The sequence below is a fragment of the Natroniella acetigena genome, from assembly GCF_023227745.1.
Taxonomy (GTDB): domain Bacteria; phylum Bacillota; class Halanaerobiia; order Halobacteroidales; family Halobacteroidaceae; genus Natroniella; species Natroniella acetigena.
Genome location: NZ_JALKBX010000019.1, coordinates 1 through 21,061 on the forward strand (window position 1 = coordinate 1; position 21,061 = coordinate 21,061).

Sequence of the window (21,061 nt, forward strand, 5' to 3'; positions counted from 1 at the left end):
CTCTTATTTATTCGCAGACGAATCTTAGAAGCTCAGAAAAAATCTTTCAGAACGAGAAATCTCCCTCATGGTTCTAATCAAAAGTTACACATAATTGTAAAAAAGCACTGCCAACCAAAAGGTTAACAATGCTTTAAATCAAACATTAATTCAATTGATAATAGATCTTGAGCTGATCATCTTCAATATAACCGAACTCAATTATCTTAACTTCCTCTTCTTCTTCAATTTCTTCTGTCAGATTAAGATAGACCAACTGTTCCATCATCTCAGTCAAAGTCTCGAATTTCTGTTGGCCCGCCAATTTGAACAAATCTGCTTCAGGTACTTCTAATCCTCTAGTCGCTGCTAATGCTGTTGGCATCTGTATCATTAAGAACATTACTACTAAACAAGCTATCGTTATCTTCTTCAATCTCATCGACCTCCTAAATACAGTTTACAATTGACAGTTGACAATGTACAGTTAAAATCATAAAAATCAATTTACTTTTATAATTTTCATTGACATTATTTTTTGCTCTTTATCTATTCAATATTCAATATTCAATATTCAATGTTCACTGCTTTATAAAAAAAAGCCCTTGGAAAGAATCCAAGGACTTTAATCTAGCTATCAAGTTTCAATTAAAAGTTAACGCTTACTCCACCCGTAATGCTTTGTGCGTCAAAGCTATCAACATCTTCAGCACCTGTGAAGTCTATAGTTTCATAATTGATTGATGCAGTAGCATCATCACTTACTCTATAATCTACTCCTAATTGAGAAGTTACCTTCTCACCTGCTAAACCATCTTCAACTCGAGCTTCTTTGTCAGCCCAAGCATAACTTCCCGTTAAAGTTACTCTATCATTTGCTTCATAAGTTGCATCTACACCAGCTTCTGTATTTAAGTGCTGGTCATTATCGATATCATAGATCGCAGCTACACTAGCATGTGGTGCAAAGTTAACGCCAGAGAATTTGAACTCTGGTGCATAAGCTACACTCATCACCTTATCAGCTACATCTTCAGTATTGTCGAAGTCGTAGAATGCCACTACAGAGATGTCATTTAAGTCTTTGTTAGCTTCAACATATCTTACTTCATCTTCAGAATCAAGTCCATACTCATAGTTACCGAAGACATCTACACCATATAGAGTATATGGATTCTCTTCAATAACCTCTGCCATTAAGATCGTGTCTTGACCTTCTACATCATAATCTTCATATCTAGCTCCTAACTCAATCTTATCTAAGTCAGTAAATAATCCAATGTCATACCCTTTTTCATCTGCTTCAAAGTCCTCATCAGCTTGAATTGCTTCAAAACCATCAGTATACTTGTAGTTACCTTCAACTCTGAACATTCCTAGATCTTGTTCAGCACCTACTCTAACTAATTTGCTATCTAATTTAGAATCATTAGTAGCAAGCTCACCAGTAAAGTCAACACCTACTAAATTAAATGCAGTATCTAACCCTGCAACTGTAGTTCTTTCATCATTATCCTCAATACCTGCAAATACATTCAATGGTAACTCAAATAAGTTATCTTGTCTTAGAGCAATATTTCTCTCATCTTCATCTTGTCCTACTGCAATAGTAGAATTATTTGACTTGAAGATAACACCATCAATATTATCCTCTTCTGCATACAGATAATCCTTCCAGTCTAAATCTTGCTCTTCTCCAATAGTCGCTACAAAGTCTTCAGTAGTAATTTGACCAGAGATAGTGTCTAATTCAAAAGTATCAGTATCTTGACCAAAGTAATTTCCATTTACAGTTAAGTCAAAATCTGCAGTTACATCATCTTTATCAACATTTACATTAAAGTCAGCATATTGTCTAAAGAAATCTTCAGGATCGATTTCATCCCAATCATCTTCATCGTCAAATGGATTCTCAACTGCATCTCCATTGACCTTTACTCTTTCATACTCCACTCCAGTCTCACCAGAGATAGTTACAACTTCTACATCAGCCAATCGGCTATCAATTGCAGCTAACTCTTGATCAAACTCAGCAGCCAGTTGATTGATTGCCTCTACAACTTCTGCTTCTAACTCATTGTTGTTAGCTTCAACTTCATCTAACATTCTAGCTGTTAAAACTGCAACTTGGTAGCGAGTTAATTCTTCTTCACCTCGATAAGTTCCATCTTCATATCCTTCAAGAATTCCTGCTTCTGCTACTTGAGTCAATGCGTCATATGCCCAGTGATGTCCTTCTACGTCTGCGAACGGATTAGCAAGTGCTGGTACAGTCAATGTTACTAGCATTGCTAATGTCAATAATGCTGTTATTGTCTTTTTCATTTCTTAGTTCCCCCTAGATTTTTAAGTTTAATTGATTTGATTTATCTAGGTATTCTAGCTATAACGTACATAATCTAGAGGAGCTTCCAGTTTGAGTTGCCTTGTTTCCTCAATCTTTCCTACTCCTTGTAATCATGCCTTGTCCAGCTAAAATACCTGTTCTAAGTATCTGTCAATCCTGCTTCACGGTCTCTGGGGGGCACCTCCTTTCACGACCAGGGTCAAAGCTGGGATCAAGATACTTGAACACTACATTAGTGACTGGTGACTAGTGATTAGTGACTAGAAAAAACCTATTATGTTTTTTCTATCACGAAGAGTTTAAAGAACTCTTGGGACTAATTACCAATCACGAAAAGCTACAATTTATATTAATTTCAGTAATTAACTAATTTAAGTTTGAGGCTAAGGTTGAGGTTAAGTCAACCATCAAAACGATAAAGGTTTAGATCTTACTCAGACTTATACTTAAACTTAGCCTGAAATGAACTCTGTTCATTTCACTGTTTTTCGACAAAATTCGACATTGCAGGTAAAAAAATATGTAGTCTGCTCTTGTCTTAGTTCAAGCTCAAGACTGTCTTCGAATTTTTAAAGGCTCAAACTCAGACTTGAACTCAAACTCAATTTTCTTACGCTCTATTATAAGTATTAAACGCATCCTGCCAAAATCCTGTTAGTAGTTATTGGTAACTAGTGATTTGTGATTAGTGACTAGAAAGACCAATCCCTAATCTTTATTTTCGAACTTTTACGAGTGCTCTATTTATTAATTTGACGCTTCCTTCTAAAATCCTTTTAGTAGATATTAGTAATTTTTCTTGTGCTATTGCTTCTAGGTTAATCACTGATTTTATTTTTTGCTCTTCAATTGTAAATTGCTCTTAACTATCAATTATCGATTATCAACTATCAATTGTTTTTCACTGTTCAGTATTAAATATTCAATGCTTTATCCCCTTTAAGTAAATAATTCTTGCTTAACCATAATTATAAAAAGAGCTACTAGCCAATTATAATGACCAGTAGCTCCTGTTACTATTAATTTGAAAACTCAAATGAATCTATCATCTCATCGACTATTCCTATATTTGAACTATATTCATCTTCAACTGACATAAATAACAAATTAAATACTAAATTATTTTTTGCAGTAATAGCCATTTTTATATTCCCATCTTCCATAGTATCATCTTCCCCTAATATTGTTAATGATAAGTCAAAAATATAACCATCTTTCCCGCCTATTTCCTTTACACCTTCATCATTAACATCTAAATCTTCAGTAAGCCCACTTAGCGCCTCTAAAAAATCTTCTCTAATTTTTTCTAACTGATCTTGATCATCGAAATCTATTCCCTCTTTATTCTCTATAACTTGTGCATAAAATAAATAATCTGTATCCTCAAAATCTACTGGTGAAAATAAAACATCAACTCCAAGACTACGCATGCCATCAGAACCTTGAAAAGTATCTCCTAAAGCTAGATCATATTCTTTCCATTCAGCAGGATATTTAATTCCATATCCATTTTCAGAATTTGCATATTCCTCCCATACTACACTTGAATCACTATCACTACTATCACTACTGAAACAACCTGTTAATAATAATAATGAAGACAATATCAAGCTAAAAAATATAATACTCTTTTTCTTCCTGAACATAATTAGAACCACTCCTTTTATATTTTTGCTTTCATTGTATAAATTTATATATAAAACTAATAATTACTTCTTATTTAACTAATTTTCAACAATTCGTTACTAAATTTTACTAGATTACTAAAAAATAACCTCCGCTCCTACTGAAAACCCATCTACAACAGTTACAAACTCTCTGTTCCTTGCCCCACTATCCTCTGTAAAGTAAAGTCCATTCTTAATCAAATAACTGACCTTGACTCCAAGCCGCTCTCGCAGTTGATACTGCAAACCCAAATCAATTCCGACGTCAATTAAGTTTCCTTCGTACTTATCTTCCGAAAAATCTGTATATTCTAGTTGGTACTGACCGATAGGTGCATGCGAAAGTCTCAAACTCACTTCAAGCTGTTGAGATAAATCTAAGGCAGCTTTGAGACTCAGTGGTAGACTGATAGCTGTTAATTCTGCAAGAGCATTAGTTATAGTCTCCTGTCTATATCGTTCCCTATAATCAAGACCAACTCCTAGTGCTAAATCCATTCTACCGAGGCTAAAAGGACGATATATCTCCGCACCAACTGCTAAGTAATCATGATCACCAGTCTCTTGGGATTGATCGTAACCGCCTACTATCCCCTTACCTTCAAGATAATAACTGCCCAGTCTTGTTTCTGCTAGGAAGCGAATTGCTCCTAACTCCTTCTCGCCAGCAAGCCAACTAGCTTGATTGCTTCCTTGGCTACGCAGTATCTCATCATTCAGACTAGCATATTCAACACCAAAGCTGAATCTATCTTCTGCTGCTTCTGTTGGTAAAGAAAATAATACAATAATTAGGAATACTAAGAAAAAGGTATTTTTCTTCATAAGCAGCCCCCTGATCTATTTAAATACTTTATTATCTCATATTTTGACTATTCTCTACCAAGATAATAAATTCCTTTTAATGCTAGACAGATTTCTACTCTTAGTTCTTGCTCACAGCTCACGACTCATAGCTCACAGCTCATAAACGTAAAAAACCCCCAGAGCGTTGGCCCTGGAGACTTTAATCTCTAATTATTTACTATTCAATATTAAGTATTCAATATTAAGTATTCATTTATTAAAATGAAAGATTTGCAGCTAAAGCAAACTCAAAACCACTAAAATCAGTTTCAATTTTATAAGGCTCAGCTTCTTCAAAAGACTTTCTACCATATTCAAAATCATCTACCTCTGGATTTAATAAAAATCTATAGCCCACTCTACCAGTTATATTTAAATCATCATAAACTGGTATCCCACCTTCTAAACTAGCTTTAAGACCATAAGCTAATTTTTCGCCAAAAGCATTAAATTTAGGAAACTCTGCATCTATCTTATAACCCCCTCCAGCAAAATTGGCCATTAAATCATCAGCTACTCTATAACTTAAAACACCTAAAAAACCTGTCGTATCAATCTTAACATGTTTTTGTTGGAATAAATCCCAAGTTGCACTCATATGTTCTACTTCAGTACCAATTCCTACTCTTTCATTAACCCAATATCTAAAACCACCATAGATTCCAAAACCAGAGGTCTTCTTTTCGATATAACCTTTATCATATCCATTTAATTGATTCTCATCATCAGTATCACCATCTGGGACATCATAACTATAATTAACTACCTTTAAATCAGAATATGTATTGTAGTTCAATCCAGCATAAACCTCAATATTACTATCTAAAATACTCCCTTCCACAGTTCTATTTAACTGATTATCTTCTATAGCTTGACTATTTTCTTTCAGTCCTTCATTATTATTTTCTACTATCTCTTCTTCTATCTCCACATCTTCTTCTACCTCTACATTTTCTTTCTCATCAGCCATTACTCCCATACTAAAAACCAACAACAAAACCAAAGTTAAAATCAAAATCTTCCTAGTCATTTTTTCACCTTCCTAAATTAATTTGAATTTTTACTATCTTAGACTGTTGGATAATTCTTTTTTATTAGCCTAATTATTCAACAATCTCTACTTTAAATCATTAGATAATAATCCACTATTTTCCTTCAATTTTTTTAAATCAAGTTCTGTTCTAATACTTTTCTTCAACTTAGCTCTTCTAATCAGGCAAACAGAAAGGTTTACCCTATCAAAAGCCAACCTCCGCTCCTACTGAAAACCCATCTACAACAGTTACAAACTCTCTGTTCCTTTCTCCATTATCCTCTGTAAAGTAAAGTCCATTCTTAATCAAACAACTGGCTTTGACTCCAAGCCACTCTCGCAGTTGATACTGCAAACCCAGATCAATTCCGACATCAATTAAGTTTCCTTCATACTTATCTTCCGAAAAATCTGTATATTCTAGTTGGTACTGACCGATAGGTGCATACGAAAGTCTCAAACTCACTTCAAGTTGTTGAGATAAATCTAAGGCAGCTTTGAGACTCAGTGGTAGACTGATAGCTGTTAATTGGGCAAGATCATTAGTTATAGTCTCCTGTCTATATCGTTCCCTATAATCAAGACCAACTCCTAGTGCTAAATCCATTCTACCGAGGCTAAAAGGACGATATATCTCCGCACCAACTGCTAAGTAATCATGATCACCAGTCTCTTGGGATTGATCGTAACCGCCTACTATCCCCTTACCTTCAAGATAATAACTGCCCAGTCTTGTTTCTGCTAGGAAACGAATTGCTCCTAACTCCTTCTCGCCAGCAAGCCAACTAGCTTGATTGCTTCCTTGGCTACGCAGTATCTCATCATTCAGACTAGCATATTCAACACCAAAACGAAATCTATTTTCTGCTGCTTCCCCTGGCAAAGAGAACAATACAATAATTAAGAATACTACGAAAAAGGTATTTTCTTTCATAATCAGCCCCCTGATCTATTTAAATACTTTATTGTCTCATGTCTTGACCATTCTCCACCAAGGTAATAAATTCCTTTTAATTGAAGGTCAATTTAAAACTTTCTCGTAATTGAAACTTCTAAATCTAACTCTTTTGTTGAATTATCCCCAAAACCTAAAGTAGCATTTGGTAAGTAAGCAAGATCAATCGTTGTTAGATCATCATACTGATATTCTACTCCTAGATTGATCCCATTAATTCTAGGGACAGAAAAATTATTCTTATTATTATCTCTTTCAAAAATAACATAACTCCCATAATTCCCTGCTCTGACTGTAAATCTCTCATTCACTTCTTTTTCTGCACCCCAGTGTAAGCCGATAGTAGTTTCATCACCTTGATTTAGCCATTCTGCACTATAGGCTAGAAAGATATCTTCATACATCGTATTTTGACCGACAGCAATTCTTTTTCTACTAGCTCCATCATCAAAATTAAAGTCCATTAACCCTACTAAACTTTGATCTTGACCCTGCTTTTGAACTCTCCTTAGGAATAAGTTCACTTTATTGTGATCGGAATTGACAGCACCATAAGTATTCCAACCTAAGCTACCATCAATAGTAACTTCTTGATCTAACTGATAAATAAACCCTCCTGCTAGAACAAATTCTCTATCACTATAGTCTGTTTCTAAATCTTCAGTTTCATATAAATTAGAATATCTTTGAACTCCAACCCTTCCCCCAGCAATTAAGGCTTCATTAACCTTCATTGCATTTGCCACTTGGGCTGTCATTAGATTATCTCTAGTTTTTTCATCATCCTCAGTAAAGGAATTACGTTCCCAGCCCAAATCTATTCCCATCACATTTTCCTGATTTAGTTGATAGACAGCAGTTGGTGAAATTGATGTTATTTTTCTAGACCAATCAGAGCGGGAAACTAAGAAAATATCAGAATCTAAAAATAATTTATCCTCCTCTATCAGATATAACTGTGCCGGATTTAATTGAATATCAGTTGCTTCATCAGCTACAATTCCATCTAATCCATTCCCTCCTAGCACCCTCATTCGAGTCGTTGTTGCTTGAGCTACTCCTTGGATTAACAAAAGCAATAATAAACTTACTATAATAACTCTCTTGTTCATCATTCAGCCTCCTAGAAATTTCATCTAAATTTAAAAATAACAGAAAAACCTCCAGAGCCGTTGGCCCTGGAGGTTTTAGTTTCTAATTATGTTCTGATTAGAAGTTAGTTGTTAGAGTTGTAGTAATAACATCTACATCCTCGTCACCAGCATCATAATTTTCAAATTCAAACTCTAATACAGTATTTTCAGCTAGGTCATACTCAGCACCTAAAGTTAAAACATCTAATTCAGCATCAGCATCATCTTCATGCATAGCATATTCGAAGCTAGTAGATAATACATCATTTACATCATATTCAGCACCAAATACGATAGTTTGAATATCGTCATAGATATACCCGATCTCATCAGCAAAATCAGTGAAATCATCAAAGAAGTCAGCTTCACCTAGATAATCTTCATCCATTTGACCATAGTCAAATCCAACAGTCAAACCTGGAGCCAACACATCAGTCTCTGCTCCTAATTGGAAAGCACTTTCTTGATCATCAGCAAATACAACATAGAAGTCAGCCATCTCATGGCTATTGTCTAGTGCAATACTGAATGCAGTATCTTCATCATCAATACCATAATCTGCAATATTTAAAGTAGCTACAGAAGTAACCTCTCCAAATACAAGATCACTCATACTAGCTTCAATAAACTTAATTGAATCGTCATTGTCTAAATCACTAGCAAAAGATACAGCAATATTATCTACAGCATAAGATAATTCTGCTCCATCTAAGTTTAGATCATATAATAAATCTTGTGGTGTAGCCACTCCAAATCTACCAGCCTTTAGAGAAGCCCCTGGTAGTTCTAATAGATCAACATTGATCCAAGCTTCATCAACTTCTACATTATTTGAATCAATATTACCATCAACTATATCTTCTAGCTCTACTCCTACAAAAGTCTCTACATTCGCAGCTGGATTAGCTGTGAAATCTAAGTCAATATCAATACTATTTACTGTATAACTATCATCTTCATCAACATACGCTCTTTCAAATTCTACTTCACCTGCAATGTCTACTGCCATAGCTGGTACAGCCATAGCTAGTACTAAAGCTAACGCTAACACAATTGAAATCTTTTTCATTATAATCCCCCTTAACAATTTTAGCTTCTAAAATTGTATTTAATTTTTATAAAATTAAACTGAATAAGCCTATATATTAAGCTTACCGGTTTACGGGGTTTCACCTCCTTTCCACCGCTTTGTTAAATATCTCTCAACTACAATAACTAACTTCTATACAGATCAACATTTTCCTGCTTAATTATGAAATTTTTTTGAAAAGATCTAAATGAAATCTTAATTAACATATTTATTATACAGTATAATAAATTTAAGTTGATTAACAATAATTACAACACACTATGACCAACTTTATCCACTATATTCAGTGGTCATACACTATTTTTTTTTCAATGCTGCGAAAAATAACATTAATTTGTATGTAATATTCATCTTAATGATAAAAATTCTATATTTTATTGATATATAGCTTAACTTCAATTTACAATGTAGAAAATTGACAATTGACAATGGATAGAAAAAATCTAAGAGCGGATTTTTTCATCACGAAGGGTTCAAAGAACCCGAAGGAAAACCTTTAAATCTTATAACCAAAATCAATCAAAGCTTATTATCACAAGGTTTTTCAGAAAACTTAAGCTTTTAAGAACTTGATCTTTAATTGTAAATTGTACATTCCGTCAATTGTCAATTGTGAAGCTATATTGTAATATAGCTTAACTTCAATTTACAATGTACATTTATTTCTCACTTGCTCCCACCTGCTGAATCTCCTCTACTTCCTCTTGACTCAACAAACCTGCAAAATCTAATAAGATAATCAAACGCTCGTCCCGTTTAACAACACCTTGCAATAAATTAGCCTTCATCCCTTCAATCTCTCTGGGAGGAGGAGCAATCTCATCCCCTTCAACCCGTAAGACTTCCGAAGCAGTATCAACAATAAATCCTATTTTGGTTCTAGCCAACTCTGCTACTATAATCCTCGTATCAGAATCAACTTCAGCTTGTAAACCAAACTTCTTCCGTAAATCGACTACAGTTATAATCTCTCCTCGCAGATCAATAATTCCTGCAATAAATTCTGAACTCTGCGGTACCGATCTAATCTCTTCCGGCCGGATAATCTCCTTGACATTATTGATATCTATCCCAAACTCCTCTTGATTCAACTCAAAGATAATCATCTGTCTTGTAACAGCCATCAAATCAACCCCCAAACTTATAAAAACATTTAATATTTAATACTTAATATTTAATACTTAATATTGAATAATTAAAACCCAAAACACCTAAAATTCATTTGATATTTAATACTTTTTAATTATTAAATATTCAATATTCATTATTCAATGCTCTTTAAGTATTCATTATTCATTGCTCTTTACTAATTATAACATAATCAACCAGTTAGGACAACTTATGTTATCAATTAACTTATTCTTTTTTCTCAAACGTACCGACATGTTTTTTTGCAAAAATAGTATTTTATGTTATAATATTAATGATATTGGTAAGACCATTCTCAGCAAAAAGAAAATATTAGAAGACAAAAAACTTATTCGTAGGATGCTTTGCAAATATTGATGGGGTTAGTATTGTGTAGGTAAAGTATAGGAGGGGTAACTTATGAAGAAAAAAATTGAAAAATTGAGGCAAGAGTTAATAGAAGTATCATCTAAACAAGAAAGAATTAAATTGAGCCAAAAGTTGGACAAGTTAATCTTAAAATATATGAAAGAAAAAATTAATTAGCATTGAAGTATCTAGTAGCCAAAATAACCCCCACATAACCATCTACCGGCTCAGGAGGAGTCTGTAAAGAGAGGGGAAGGAATCTTCTCCAACCTGATGGGGGATTCTTAGCCCAATATAAATCACGTGCTTCTAAAGTGGAGTTTGTCTCATCAACTAAATTATACTCAATTAGTCCATCAATCTTTTTTTGAATTACCTCGCTTGCTGTTCCATTTCCTAAAACAAGCTGCTCAATTTGATAATCATCTATTAACTTCCTAATCTTCTGACCAATATCTGCTGTAGAGATTACATTTTGATATTCAACTGTCAAATCCGAATCAACAACGGCAATCCCACATTTGTCACGACCTGGATCAATAGCTATTATCATCTTGATCACCTTTCAACTCTTAACTCTATATTATCGACCAATTGATCACTACGCCAAATATCTTCAACAGCAACCAACTTGATTCTTTGTACATCTTCTGTCAATAATTCCTCTAAAACTGGATAGAGATGAATTAAGCTGAGGCTTCCAACCTCTCCTCGATCATCAGGTAAGACCCCATCACGAACGACTTTTTGATTTAGCTCCAATAAGAATTGATTCAACTCTGCTTCTAAATCAGCCAAATCATCAACCCGGGCCAACTGATAGTCAAAGATGAGCTGCTCGGCATCATAGACCTGATAATCCTGATATAACTCAAACTCAAGCAATAAATCTTCATCTTTAAAGGTATTCTGAGCTGCTACTAACCGAATAAGACTCTTACCTTCTCGCTCAGTCAATAACTCAACTACCTCTTCAAAGTCCTGCTGCTTATATTTAACCTCCTGTAAGTTAGCTTCTTCCACTGAGTCTTTAGCAGTTTCAAGGATTGTAATTAAGTCTTCTTCAATCTCTGCCTGCTCTCGATCAACCTGTAGTGAACCATCCAAGAGCACCTCACCCTTCTGGTAAGCAATATCCCCTGTCAAAGATTGGAGATATTTCCTGCCAAAGAGGCTCAGATTATGGGCCAAATTATCGACCTGCTGGGTCAGATCCTCTCGTTGGACAGCAAGCTGATCAACTTTAGTCTCTAGCTCTCCCTTACTTGCTCTAACCTGGCGGTACTCCTCTTTAGTCGAACTCAATTGCTCTTCTAACTCTAACTTATCATCCTCTAAGAGTGCTTTATCATCTTCTAAGGTTAATAAATTATCGATCTTAACCCCAATTTCAGCTTGCAACTTGTCTAACTGATCATCCTTAGTAGCAACTTGGTGATCGAGTAAATCGATCCGCTCCACCAACTGCTGCATATCGAATAAAGCCAACCGTACATTTTCTGAGGCAACCAATAGTAGGAGTAAAGAACTGACTGTAATCAGTACCCCAGTCAGAATCGTAATAATAATTGACGTATACTTAGGTCTTAAACCCAAAAGGGATAATCGCTTCTTACCAACCTTCATCCCAATCTTATCGCCAATATAAGCTATCGCTCCACCCATGATTACTAAGACTATCACTAATCTGATTCCATACATATTGGCCCCCCTTAACTTCATTTAATATTTAATACTTAATATTTAATAGTTTAAACCAAAAAAACACCTAAAACTTCATTTAATATTTAATATTTAATAGTTAATAGTTTAAACCAAAAAACACCTAAAACTTCATTTAATATTTAATACTTAATATTGAATAGTTTAAAAAACACATTTAATATTTAATACCTAATATTGAATAATTGAAACCAAAACACCCAAAACTTCATTTAATACTTAATAACCAGCTCAATTCAACAATAACAGTAATCAACTAATTACTTATAACATTCATTAATCTTATTTTTCATTACTCAATAATCTTTTGAGCTTTAATTATTCAATGTTTTGTTTATTCAATGCTCTTTATTGTTTAATGCTTTTTAATTATTCAATATTCAATATTCAGTATTCAGTATTCAATGCTTTTAATTGTTCATTGTTTTTTTGCTGTATTTAAACTAGCAGTTAGCATTTTTACTATCTCTAATAAGTCAGACATTAGCTCTCTTCCTGTTTTCTTCTTCAAATAGTCAGTAGCAAGCAATAACTCTAACCAATACTCAGTTTCTGATGCCTCTTTTAAAGCAATAGAAAGTTTAGAAACGAAATCTTTCCTACTCTGTCCGTAGACACTCTCCTTTATATTTGCAGCAATACTTGTTCCAGAACGCAATAACTGCTTAGAAATTACATACTCTTTCTGAGTATTAGTTAAATACTTATATAATTTAACAACTTCAATAGAAAACTGAAAAAACTTATCATAAATAATATTCTTTTTCTGCATTTCTAATCAACCTCCGATAAATAGCCTTTTTTACTATTTATCCCCATTAATTGAACTTTCATACATCATGAACTAATTGCTTAATGCTCTTTAATTACTCAATGTTTTTTATTATTCAATGATTTACTGTTTAGTATTATTCAATATTCAATATTCAGTATTCAATGCTTTTGCTATTCAATGCTTTTGCTATTCAATGCTTTTTAATTATTCAATATTCAATATTCAGTATTCAATGCTTTTTAATTATTCAGTATTCAATGCTTTTGTTATTCAATGTTTCTTAGCTAAAAGCCAAATCCCAACCGCAGCGAAGACAATATTCTGCAGCCAAGCTCCTAACCAGGGAGCAACCGTGCCTGCTTGTCCTAAAGCCGAACCAACCGTCATCAAGACATAATAAACAAAGACGACAATAATACTCAAACCCAGTCCGATTGACGAGCCAGAGCGATTAGGCTTTAATCCTAATGGTGCCCCTACAATCGCAAAGATAAAGGAAGCAAAAGGAACTGCATAACGTTGATGATAAGTAATCAATAATTCACTGACATCCCGTCCTTCTTCCTCCATTAAACCAATATGCTTCCGCAGTTCAGCCAACGTCATCTCATCAGGATCAGTACCGCTTCGTGAGACATCCCCTGGATCTCTAGTTATCTGATCTTTCATATTCAACTGCTCAAATTCGGTCTGAGGAACCCGACCATCATCCTCAATCCTATAGATCTTACCATCAATAAACTGCCATTGCTCCTCTAGCCAGACAGCCTCCTTAGCCTGAATAACCGTTACCAGCTCTCCATCCTCAAAGTCCTGCCAACTGACCCCTTCTAAAGTCTGAGTCGCTCCATCAAACTTATCGGCTACTAAGACAAAATCGAGCCTCCCAGTACTAGAATCAACCGGTGCTATCCGTAGATTCTCTTGGGTCGTGGGTCTTTGTTCTCCCCGCCTGATCTCCCAGACCAAGTCTTCATAAACCTGAATACTGAGCGGTACTAGAGTATCACTTAACAAGACAGTCAGACCACTGATTAGAAATGCTACAATTAAGACAGGAATGATTAATTTAGTAAAGCTGATCCCACCTGCTCTTAAAGCCGTAATCTCACTATCGCCAGATAAACGACCAAAAGCCAATAAGGTAGCCAATAACATCGACATTGGGAAGGTAAAGATAATAATTTGGGGCAGACTTAAAAAGAACAATTGGATTACAGTCCACAAAGAAGCACCATAATCCATCATCAATCCTGCCAATCTTCTCAAGACATCTGAACCGATAAAGATACTAGTAAAAGCAAATACACCAAAGAGAAAAGGTTGGATCAATTCGCTCAATATATAGCGATAAATAATCTTCATCTAGTGCGCACCTCACATTTTAAATTTCTCTCCTAAATAAAATTTCTTAGCTATTTCACTATTAGCTATTTCGTCAGAAGTACCTGATAATAGTATCTCACCTTGGTGCATAATATAAGCCCGATCTGTAATAGCCAAAGTCTCTCGTACACTATGATCTGTAATCAGAACACCTAAGCCCCGCTCTTTTAAGTGGGAAACAATATCTTGGATATCATTCACAGCAATCGGATCAACCCCCGCAAAAGGTTCATCCAATAGAATATAATCAGGATCTGTAGCCAAAGAACGGGCTATCTCGACCCGACGCCGTTCTCCTCCTGACAGCATATAACCTTTTTGATCTCTGACATACTCAATATCAAACTCAGCCAATAACTGCTCCATAATCTCTTGATCATCCTCTGGCCGATCGATCATCTCCAAAATAGCCATGATATTCTCTTCAACGGTCAACTTTCTGAAGATAGAAGCCTCCTGGGCCAAGTAACCAATTCCCTTTCTAGCCCGCTGATGCATCGGTAATTTGGTAATATCATTACCATTCAGCTCAATCCTACCAGCATTAGGGCTGACCAATCCGACTACCATATAGAAGGTAGTCGTCTTTCCTGCTCCATTTGGCCCTAAGATTCCTACAATCTCACCTTGATTAACTTTGAAATTGACGCCATCAACAACATCCTTACCATCATAAGTCTTGACCAGATCAACTGCTCTAATCGGCATTAATTATCACCTCGCTGCCTACCAGGAAGGATCAATCTCGTCTCTCCTTTAGCCTCCATCTTTCTAGTTGCCAAATCGAATACAATCTCTTGGGCATCCATCTTCTGCTCGCCCCGCTCAGCCTTAACATTACCACTCAAAATAACCTGCTCACGCTGTTGATAAAATTCGAGCCGCTCTGCATAAGCCACAAAGTCTTCCTCTTGATCCTCAAGATAGACCTGACCGGTAGCTGTAAATTGCTCAGCAGCTAGATCAAACTCAAACTGCTCTGCTGTAATCAACAGACCATCTGCTTCAACTCTAGGATCTCCTTCTAATCTTCCTTGTTGTGATTGATTATTATAGATTAAATAATCGCCGCTCATCCGCTGTTGTTGCTGCTTAAAGACTACCTCTCCTGCAGCCTCTATCTGTTCTAAATCTTGATTAGCTGTTAACTTCTGTGTCGTTAAGCTAAGCTCTCCCTCTCTAAAGCTAACATTACCTGTAGCAATTACTTCTCCTTCCAAATCATCAATGATTAATTCATCTGCTCTTAGTTCAATCTCTGTCTGTTCTCCTGCTATTACTGCTGTAACCATTAAACAAAGGACAACTGTAATGATTATTCCAGTTAAATATTTATTCATTTATCTCACCTACTTTACCTTGAGTAATTGCCTCTACTTGACCACTGAGCCTTAATCTTCTCAGATCTATCTGACTGACAAACTGCTCTCCTGTAATCTCCATCCCTGATTGCTTAAGTAATACATTGCCCTGTCCAATCAATTCATTCCGTACCTGATTCCAATTTAAGCTATCAGCTTGTAATAACTTATCTTCACTCTCAATTGTAATTGGCCCAGTCAAGGAGAGATGACCTGTCTTAGGATCAAGATCTGCTCTAGCTGCCTTCAAACTGGTCTGTTCTACTCCATCCTGGGAAATTTTAGCCTCAACTTCGTCTAAAACAACCTGTTCTGGCTCCATAAATTGTTGAATCGATTTGGCCCCTAACTCCCATTTGGTAGTTTCATCCTCACTATATAGAGTAATAGCAGCATCCTCTAACTCTACTTCTGCCATTCTCTCTTCCCTTGTTTCATCTCGTGCAGGCTCTGGCGTAATTCTGGTCTCTTCTTCAGCTGAATTATCAATTAATAAGGCTGCTGCTCCAACTGCTACCACAATTACTACCAGTATAATTATTTTCTTATCCATTAATCAGCCTCCTCAGGCCTAGTCTTCCATCTTCGGTGTAACCATAACCACTGCTTGGGATATTCTCTAACCTTTTCTTCTAAAGAAGAGGTTAGTTGTTGTAATTTATCCTGTTGCTCCTTAGCAGTTGCATCTTTAGCAACCTGTAGTGGTGGCTCAATCATCAGCCGATACTGATTTAAATCTTCTCGTACCAAATAAACTGGTAAGATCAAAGACCCAGTCTTTTGGGCCAACACCACTGGCCCTTTAGGTGTCGATGCCAAACGACCAAAGAAGTCAACAAACTCTCCTTTGCTATGAGCATCCTGATCACCTAAGATCAATAAACACTCCTTCTTTAATAAAGAACGGAAAGCCTTTTTGACCCCACGACCCTTCTTGTCATAGACGTTGGCCCCGCGTTCTTCTCTAATCTGTAATATTTCTTGATTGATCTTAGAATTTTGATACATTCGAGCAATCGCATTCATAGGATACCCCAATACAGTCAAATAATTCCCTAATAGTTCCCAGTTGCCAAAATGACCTGTAAATAAGATAACGCCTTGCTTCTGTTGATAAGCTTCTTTGAGATATTCCATCCCTTCAACCTCAATCTTTTGCTCAAAATCAATCTCAGTCCACTTTTCCAAACCTAGAATCTCAACAAATTTAACGGTTAAATCTTGAAAGACCTCTTTAGTCAACTCCCTTGCTTCTTCTGTAGAACAATCAAAAGCCAACTTGATATTCTTAACTGCTAACTCCCTACGCCTTTTAGCCAGATGAAAAGCTAAGCTACCGAGTAATTTAGCCACCCAACAACTAATTTGCTTAGGTAAGAAGTTAACAACTCTTTTAAATGATTTAAATGCTAAATAACCGATCCAATCTCCCACCAGATACACCCCTATCTAAAATACATTTAATACTTAATATTTAATATTGAATAGTCTAAAATACATTTAATACTTAATACCTAATATTGAATAATTAAAACCAAAAACATTATAACTCATTTAATGTCAAATGCTTCTAATTATTTGAGATTTTTTAATTATTAAATATTCAATATTCATTATTCAATGCTCTTTTAATTGTTTAATGCTTTTAATTATTTAAGGTTTTTAATTATTAAATATTCAGTATTCATTATTCAATGCTTTTATTATTCAATGCTTTTATTATTCAATGCTTTTAACTATTAAATATTCAATATTCATTATTCAATGCTTTTTAGTTCGCCATCTTTTATAAAACCAGCCCCACTGCTTAGGATACTCTCGAATCATCCCTTCCAATGAAGAGGTCAATTGTTGTAATTTCTCCTTCAATTCCTGCTCATCTGCCTCTTGGCTGACATACATAGGTTCTTCAATTATCAGACGATACTGATTTAACCCTTCTCGTACTAAGTAAACAGGTAAGATTGCACTCCCTGCTTTCTTGGCCAGGACGACTGGCCCTTGAGGTGTCGATGCAGGTTGTCCAAAGAAATCAACAAAGATTCCTGTTTCCCGTGCATCCTGATCACCCAAGATCAAAAGTAACTCTCCTTTTAATAATGATTTATAGGCCCTAGCAACACCTTTGGTGCCAATATCAAAGACGTTGGCCCCTCTACTGGTTCTGATCTTTAATAATTCTCGATTAAAGATATTATTTTTCTGATTTTTGGCCAAGGCATTGAGCGGATAACCTAAGGCTGCAAAGTACATCCCTAAAATCTCCCAATTACCTAAATGGCCTGTAAATAAGATAACTCCATCTTCTTGCTGATAAGCTTCTTCAAAATGATGAAAGCCTTCGACAGTAATTCTCTTTTTAAAGTCTTCTCTCTGCCAAGCCTCCAAACCTAAGATCTCACTTAACTTAAGACCAGCATCTTGAAAGACACCTTTAGCTACCTCTTCTGCTTGCTCTTCAGAGATTGCTAAAGTTCTCGTTAGATTATTGACTGCCCTCTTTTTTTTCTTGCCAACAAGATGATTAGCTAACGAACCTAACCCCTTAAAGATATCATAACATATTTTAGGAGGTAATAAATTAGCAATTTTTTTTATAACTATAAATATTAAGTAAAGTAGTTTATCCTTCATCTTTTCTGCCTCCTAAACCTTCAATATCAGTGTACAGTTTACGGTTTACAGTTGACAGTTAAGAACATTAAATACTTAAAATCAAAAAGCACATAAACCTGTAGTCATAGAGCTTTTCAGCTATCTTTGTTTTTTAGCTTTTGAATTTTAACTGTACACTGTACACTTGTCAACTGTAAACTATTACTTCAATCGCTTCCCTAACCGCTCCTTGTCCACCTGCTTTGCTTGTCACATAATCTGCTACTTCCTTAACCTCGTCAACTCCATTAGCCACCGTCATCGCCAAACCAACCTCTTTTAAAATTACGAGATCATTTAGATCATCACCGATATAAGCCACTTGCTCTCTAGTTAAATTATATCGTTCTAATAACTGCTCCAACACCTCTAATTTGTCTCCAACACCTTGGTGCACCTCTTCTAATCCTAACTCAGCAGCCCGTCGGGTAACAGCTTCTGACTTACGACCAGTAATAATTGCAACTTCAATTCCAGCTTCCTGGGCCAACTTAATCCCCAGCCCATCATGGACATGGAAGCATTTAAACTCTTGGCCCTGACTACCTAAGATAATCCGCCCATCAGTCAAGACCCCATCAACATCGGTGATGAAAACCTTAATCTGTTCCACTTTCTCCTTTAAATTACTATTCATCTTTTATCACCCCCGTTAGTTATTTAATATTTAATATTGAATAATGAATAGTTAAAAATCATTAAGTAACAAGCAGTTATGGTATTCATGGTTTGATTTTAACTATTAAATATTAAGTATTCAATATTCACTGACCTTAAAGTACTCCTGCTTTAAGTAAGTCCTGAAAATTGATCAGCCCTAACGGCTCACCTTGCTGATTGACGACCGGCAAGTCACTTATCTCTTGCTCTTGCATGATCTTCAATGCCTCTGCAGCCAACTTATCAACACTAATCACTGTTGGACTGGCAGTCATAATCTCCTGGGCAGAAGACTTTAATAAGTCAGGAGATTTTTCTAACTGACGTCTGATATCTCCATCGGTAATAATTCCAACTAACTTGCCTTCTTGATCGACAATATTAGCTGCTCCCATCCTAGTAGAAGTCATAGTAAACAATGTCTGCTTTAAGCTAGTCTCCTGAGCTACTATTGGGTTCTCTTCTCGAACATTAAGTACATCCTCAACTGTCAATAATAATTTTTTACCTAAGCTACCTCCTGGATGGTATAACGCAAAATCTTCTGGTTTAAAGTCCCTCGCATGTAATAAAGCAACTGCTAGTGCATCTCCTAGGGCCAACGTAGCCGTAGTACTGGCAGTAGGGGCCAAATTCAATGGACAGGCCTCTTCTGCTACACTTGTATCTAAGACATAATCAGCATTCTCTGCTAGAGTAGAATCCAAGCCTCCTGTCAAAGCAATAATCTGAGCACCAATCCGTTTAATCACAGGTAAGATATTGATTACCTCTTTTGTCTCTCCACTGTTAGAGAGAGTAATCACGATATCTTCTCGAGTAACCATTCCCAAATCACCATGAATTGCCTCGGCTGGATGAAGGAAGAAAGAAGGAGTTCCTGTGCTGGCCAAGGTAGCTGCTAGCTTCTTAGCGATCAAGCCTGACTTACCCATTCCCGTCAGAATTACTCGACCTTGACAGGCCAAAATAACCTTGACAACCTCAACAAAATCTCCATTGATCGAATCGCTTAGTTCTTTGATTGCCTCTGCTTCAATCTCTAATGCTTGCTGTGCCTGACGTTTGATCTCAATTGCTTCTAAATCTGCTAACTCGTTAGGAATCATCACTGGCTTATCCTCCTTTAACCACTTGGTCGATTGCTTGGGCTTGAATTAAAATTTCTTCTAAATCATCGATTTGTACCATGTTGTCCCCATCACACAAGGCTTCTTCAGGCTGATCATGAACCTCCATAAATAAGGCATCAATCCCTGCTCCTACTGCTGCTCTAGTTAAATAAGGAACATACTCCCGTTCACCTGCTGAAGAATCACCTGCTCCTCCAGGCAATTGAACACTATGAGTAGCATCAAAGACGACTGGATAACCGGTCTCTCTCATCCGTGGCAATGATCTCATATCAACTACCAAATTGTTGTAACCGAAGCTGACTCCTCGCTCCGTCAATAATATCTTCTCATTTCCTGTACTTTCAATCTTTTTCACAACCTGATCAATATCCCACGGGGCCAAAAACTGCCCTTTCTTGACATTGACCAGCTTACCTGTCTCACCTACTGCCGTTACTAGATCAGTCTGGCGCGATAAAAAGGCTGGAATCTGTACAATATCCAAGACTTCTCCAGCTACTTTAGCTTCTTTAGCTGTATGAACATCAGAGATAACTGGTACTTCCAACTCCTGCTTAATCCGTTCTAAACTCTTTAATCCTTGCTCTAAACCTGGCCCACGATAAGAATCGATTGCAGAACGATTGGCCTTATCATAAGATGCTTTAAAAACATAAGGAATTCCTAAGCGAGCAGTAATCTCTTTAACCTGTTCTCCAATCTTTAAAGCCCGCTCTTCACTCTCTAAAGCACATGGCCCTGCCAACAAAACAAAAGGTCGTCCATTACCAAATTTAACTTCTTGATTTAAAACAATCTCCTTAACCATCTATATACCTC

22 protein-coding genes are annotated in these 21,061 nt (G+C 35.9%); 1 reads left to right on the top strand and 21 read right to left on the bottom strand.

What is annotated here, in order from left to right; translation table 11 throughout:
- Nucleotides 1–145: 145 nt before the first annotated feature.
- The 9 genes from MWH25_RS06045 to MWH25_RS06085 form a co-directional block, all read right to left on the bottom strand.
- Nucleotides 146–415: a hypothetical protein gene (locus MWH25_RS06045; protein ID WP_248626748.1), complete on the bottom strand. Its 270-nt coding sequence runs from the start codon at nucleotides 413–415 to the stop codon at nucleotides 146–148.
- A gap of 212 nt (nucleotides 416–627) precedes the next feature.
- Entirely contained in the window at nucleotides 628–2,304 is a 1,677-nt protein-coding gene (locus MWH25_RS06050) for an S-layer homology domain-containing protein (RefSeq protein WP_248626749.1), read from the bottom strand.
- Nucleotides 2,305–3,345: 1,041 nt separating this feature from the next.
- Nucleotides 3,346–3,972, bottom strand: coding sequence for a hypothetical protein (locus MWH25_RS06055; protein WP_248626750.1), 627 nt, complete (start codon nucleotides 3,970–3,972; stop codon nucleotides 3,346–3,348).
- Nucleotides 3,973–4,089: 117 nt separating this feature from the next.
- On the bottom strand, nucleotides 4,090–4,818 hold the full coding sequence (locus MWH25_RS06060; RefSeq protein WP_248626751.1) for a hypothetical protein: 729 nt from the start codon (nucleotides 4,816–4,818) through the stop codon (nucleotides 4,090–4,092).
- A gap of 238 nt (nucleotides 4,819–5,056) precedes the next feature.
- Nucleotides 5,057–5,869, bottom strand: coding sequence for a hypothetical protein (locus MWH25_RS06065; protein WP_248626752.1), 813 nt, complete (start codon nucleotides 5,867–5,869; stop codon nucleotides 5,057–5,059).
- Nucleotides 5,870–6,077: 208 nt separating this feature from the next.
- Nucleotides 6,078–6,806 (bottom strand): hypothetical protein, encoded by a 729-nt coding sequence (locus MWH25_RS06070; RefSeq protein ID WP_248626753.1) that lies wholly within the window; start codon nucleotides 6,804–6,806, stop codon nucleotides 6,078–6,080.
- A gap of 92 nt (nucleotides 6,807–6,898) precedes the next feature.
- Nucleotides 6,899–7,939 (bottom strand): hypothetical protein, encoded by a 1,041-nt coding sequence (locus MWH25_RS06075; protein ID WP_248626754.1) that lies wholly within the window; start codon nucleotides 7,937–7,939, stop codon nucleotides 6,899–6,901.
- Nucleotides 7,940–8,036: 97 nt separating this feature from the next.
- A complete protein-coding gene (locus MWH25_RS06080; protein WP_248626755.1) occupies nucleotides 8,037–9,029 on the bottom strand; it encodes a porin in 993 nt (330 codons plus the stop codon).
- Between the two features lie 680 nt (nucleotides 9,030–9,709).
- Nucleotides 9,710–10,174 (bottom strand): chemotaxis protein CheW, encoded by a 465-nt coding sequence (locus tag MWH25_RS06085; RefSeq protein ID WP_248626756.1) that lies wholly within the window; start codon nucleotides 10,172–10,174, stop codon nucleotides 9,710–9,712.
- Nucleotides 10,175–10,598: 424 nt separating this feature from the next.
- Here MWH25_RS06085 and MWH25_RS06090 point away from each other — a divergent pair, with 424 nt between their 5' ends.
- The gene (locus MWH25_RS06090; protein ID WP_248626757.1) at nucleotides 10,599–10,724 is read left to right on the top strand and encodes an aspartyl-phosphate phosphatase Spo0E family protein; all 126 of its coding nucleotides are present in this window, start codon (nucleotides 10,599–10,601) and stop codon (nucleotides 10,722–10,724) included.
- Here the strand turns inward: MWH25_RS06090 and MWH25_RS06095 are convergent.
- From MWH25_RS06095 to kdsA, 12 genes are all read right to left on the bottom strand, one after another.
- Nucleotides 10,717–11,100, bottom strand: a complete 384-nt coding sequence (locus tag MWH25_RS06095) for a pre-16S rRNA-processing nuclease YqgF (RefSeq protein WP_248626786.1) — start codon at nucleotides 11,098–11,100, stop codon at nucleotides 10,717–10,719. The genes MWH25_RS06090 and MWH25_RS06095 overlap by 8 nt on opposite strands.
- A gap of 5 nt (nucleotides 11,101–11,105) precedes the next feature.
- Nucleotides 11,106–12,248 (bottom strand): DUF3084 domain-containing protein, encoded by a 1,143-nt coding sequence (locus MWH25_RS06100; protein ID WP_248626758.1) that lies wholly within the window; start codon nucleotides 12,246–12,248, stop codon nucleotides 11,106–11,108.
- A 439-nt stretch (nucleotides 12,249–12,687) separates the two neighbouring features.
- On the bottom strand, nucleotides 12,688–13,041 hold the full coding sequence (locus MWH25_RS06105; protein WP_248626759.1) for a four helix bundle protein: 354 nt from the start codon (nucleotides 13,039–13,041) through the stop codon (nucleotides 12,688–12,690).
- 273 nt (nucleotides 13,042–13,314) lie between these two features.
- On the bottom strand, nucleotides 13,315–14,409 hold the full coding sequence (locus MWH25_RS06110; protein ID WP_248626760.1) for an LptF/LptG family permease: 1,095 nt from the start codon (nucleotides 14,407–14,409) through the stop codon (nucleotides 13,315–13,317).
- 12 nt (nucleotides 14,410–14,421) lie between these two features.
- Nucleotides 14,422–15,138: an LPS export ABC transporter ATP-binding protein gene (gene lptB / locus MWH25_RS06115; protein WP_248626761.1), complete on the bottom strand. Its 717-nt coding sequence runs from the start codon at nucleotides 15,136–15,138 to the stop codon at nucleotides 14,422–14,424.
- On the bottom strand, nucleotides 15,138–15,770 hold the full coding sequence (locus MWH25_RS06120) for an LptA/OstA family protein (protein ID WP_248626762.1): 633 nt from the start codon (nucleotides 15,768–15,770) through the stop codon (nucleotides 15,138–15,140). The genes lptB and MWH25_RS06120 overlap by 1 nt, the downstream gene beginning before the upstream one ends.
- A complete protein-coding gene (lptC, locus tag MWH25_RS06125) occupies nucleotides 15,763–16,344 on the bottom strand; it encodes an LPS export ABC transporter periplasmic protein LptC (protein WP_248626763.1) in 582 nt (193 codons plus the stop codon). The genes MWH25_RS06120 and lptC overlap by 8 nt, the downstream gene beginning before the upstream one ends.
- Nucleotides 16,344–17,225: a lysophospholipid acyltransferase family protein gene (locus tag MWH25_RS06130; RefSeq protein WP_248626764.1), complete on the bottom strand. Its 882-nt coding sequence runs from the start codon at nucleotides 17,223–17,225 to the stop codon at nucleotides 16,344–16,346. Before MWH25_RS06130 ends, lptC begins: the two co-directional genes overlap by 1 nt.
- 327 nt (nucleotides 17,226–17,552) lie before the next feature.
- A complete protein-coding gene (locus MWH25_RS06135; RefSeq protein ID WP_248626765.1) occupies nucleotides 17,553–18,425 on the bottom strand; it encodes a lysophospholipid acyltransferase family protein in 873 nt (290 codons plus the stop codon).
- A gap of 169 nt (nucleotides 18,426–18,594) precedes the next feature.
- The gene (locus MWH25_RS06140; RefSeq protein WP_248626766.1) at nucleotides 18,595–19,083 is read right to left on the bottom strand and encodes a KdsC family phosphatase; all 489 of its coding nucleotides are present in this window, start codon (nucleotides 19,081–19,083) and stop codon (nucleotides 18,595–18,597) included.
- Nucleotides 19,084–19,219: 136 nt separating this feature from the next.
- Nucleotides 19,220–20,215, bottom strand: coding sequence for a KpsF/GutQ family sugar-phosphate isomerase (locus MWH25_RS06145; protein WP_248626787.1), 996 nt, complete (start codon nucleotides 20,213–20,215; stop codon nucleotides 19,220–19,222).
- A gap of 7 nt (nucleotides 20,216–20,222) precedes the next feature.
- A complete protein-coding gene (gene kdsA / locus MWH25_RS06150) occupies nucleotides 20,223–21,050 on the bottom strand; it encodes a 3-deoxy-8-phosphooctulonate synthase (RefSeq protein ID WP_248626767.1) in 828 nt (275 codons plus the stop codon).
- Nucleotides 21,051–21,061: the final 11 nt, after the last annotated feature.

Coding starts and splice junctions, on each gene's coding strand:
- MWH25_RS06050 (WP_248626749.1), bottom strand. CDS start 2,304: ATGAAAAAGACAATAACAGCATTATTGACATTAGCAATGCTAGTAACA.
- MWH25_RS06055 (WP_248626750.1), bottom strand. CDS start 3,972: ATGTTCAGGAAGAAAAAGAGTATTATATTTTTTAGCTTGATATTGTCT.
- MWH25_RS06060 (WP_248626751.1), bottom strand. CDS start 4,818: ATGAAGAAAAATACCTTTTTCTTAGTATTCCTAATTATTGTATTATTT.
- MWH25_RS06065 (WP_248626752.1), bottom strand. CDS start 5,869: ATGACTAGGAAGATTTTGATTTTAACTTTGGTTTTGTTGTTGGTTTTT.
- MWH25_RS06070 (WP_248626753.1), bottom strand. CDS start 6,806: ATGAAAGAAAATACCTTTTTCGTAGTATTCTTAATTATTGTATTGTTC.
- MWH25_RS06075 (WP_248626754.1), bottom strand. CDS start 7,939: ATGAACAAGAGAGTTATTATAGTAAGTTTATTATTGCTTTTGTTAATC.
- MWH25_RS06080 (WP_248626755.1), bottom strand. CDS start 9,029: ATGAAAAAGATTTCAATTGTGTTAGCGTTAGCTTTAGTACTAGCTATG.
- MWH25_RS06085 (WP_248626756.1), bottom strand. CDS start 10,174: ATGGCTGTTACAAGACAGATGATTATCTTTGAGTTGAATCAAGAGGAG.
- MWH25_RS06090 (WP_248626757.1), top strand. CDS start 10,599: ATGAAGAAAAAAATTGAAAAATTGAGGCAAGAGTTAATAGAAGTATCA.
- MWH25_RS06095 (WP_248626786.1), bottom strand. CDS start 11,100: ATGATAATAGCTATTGATCCAGGTCGTGACAAATGTGGGATTGCCGTT.
- MWH25_RS06100 (WP_248626758.1), bottom strand. CDS start 12,248: ATGTATGGAATCAGATTAGTGATAGTCTTAGTAATCATGGGTGGAGCG.
- MWH25_RS06105 (WP_248626759.1), bottom strand. CDS start 13,041: ATGCAGAAAAAGAATATTATTTATGATAAGTTTTTTCAGTTTTCTATT.
- MWH25_RS06110 (WP_248626760.1), bottom strand. CDS start 14,409: ATGAAGATTATTTATCGCTATATATTGAGCGAATTGATCCAACCTTTT.
- lptB (WP_248626761.1), bottom strand. CDS start 15,138: ATGCCGATTAGAGCAGTTGATCTGGTCAAGACTTATGATGGTAAGGAT.
- MWH25_RS06120 (WP_248626762.1), bottom strand. CDS start 15,770: ATGAATAAATATTTAACTGGAATAATCATTACAGTTGTCCTTTGTTTA.
- lptC (WP_248626763.1), bottom strand. CDS start 16,344: ATGGATAAGAAAATAATTATACTGGTAGTAATTGTGGTAGCAGTTGGA.
- MWH25_RS06135 (WP_248626765.1), bottom strand. CDS start 18,425: ATGAAGGATAAACTACTTTACTTAATATTTATAGTTATAAAAAAAATT.
- MWH25_RS06140 (WP_248626766.1), bottom strand. CDS start 19,083: ATGAATAGTAATTTAAAGGAGAAAGTGGAACAGATTAAGGTTTTCATC.
- MWH25_RS06145 (WP_248626787.1), bottom strand. CDS start 20,215: ATGATTCCTAACGAGTTAGCAGATTTAGAAGCAATTGAGATCAAACGT.
- kdsA (WP_248626767.1), bottom strand. CDS start 21,050: ATGGTTAAGGAGATTGTTTTAAATCAAGAAGTTAAATTTGGTAATGGA.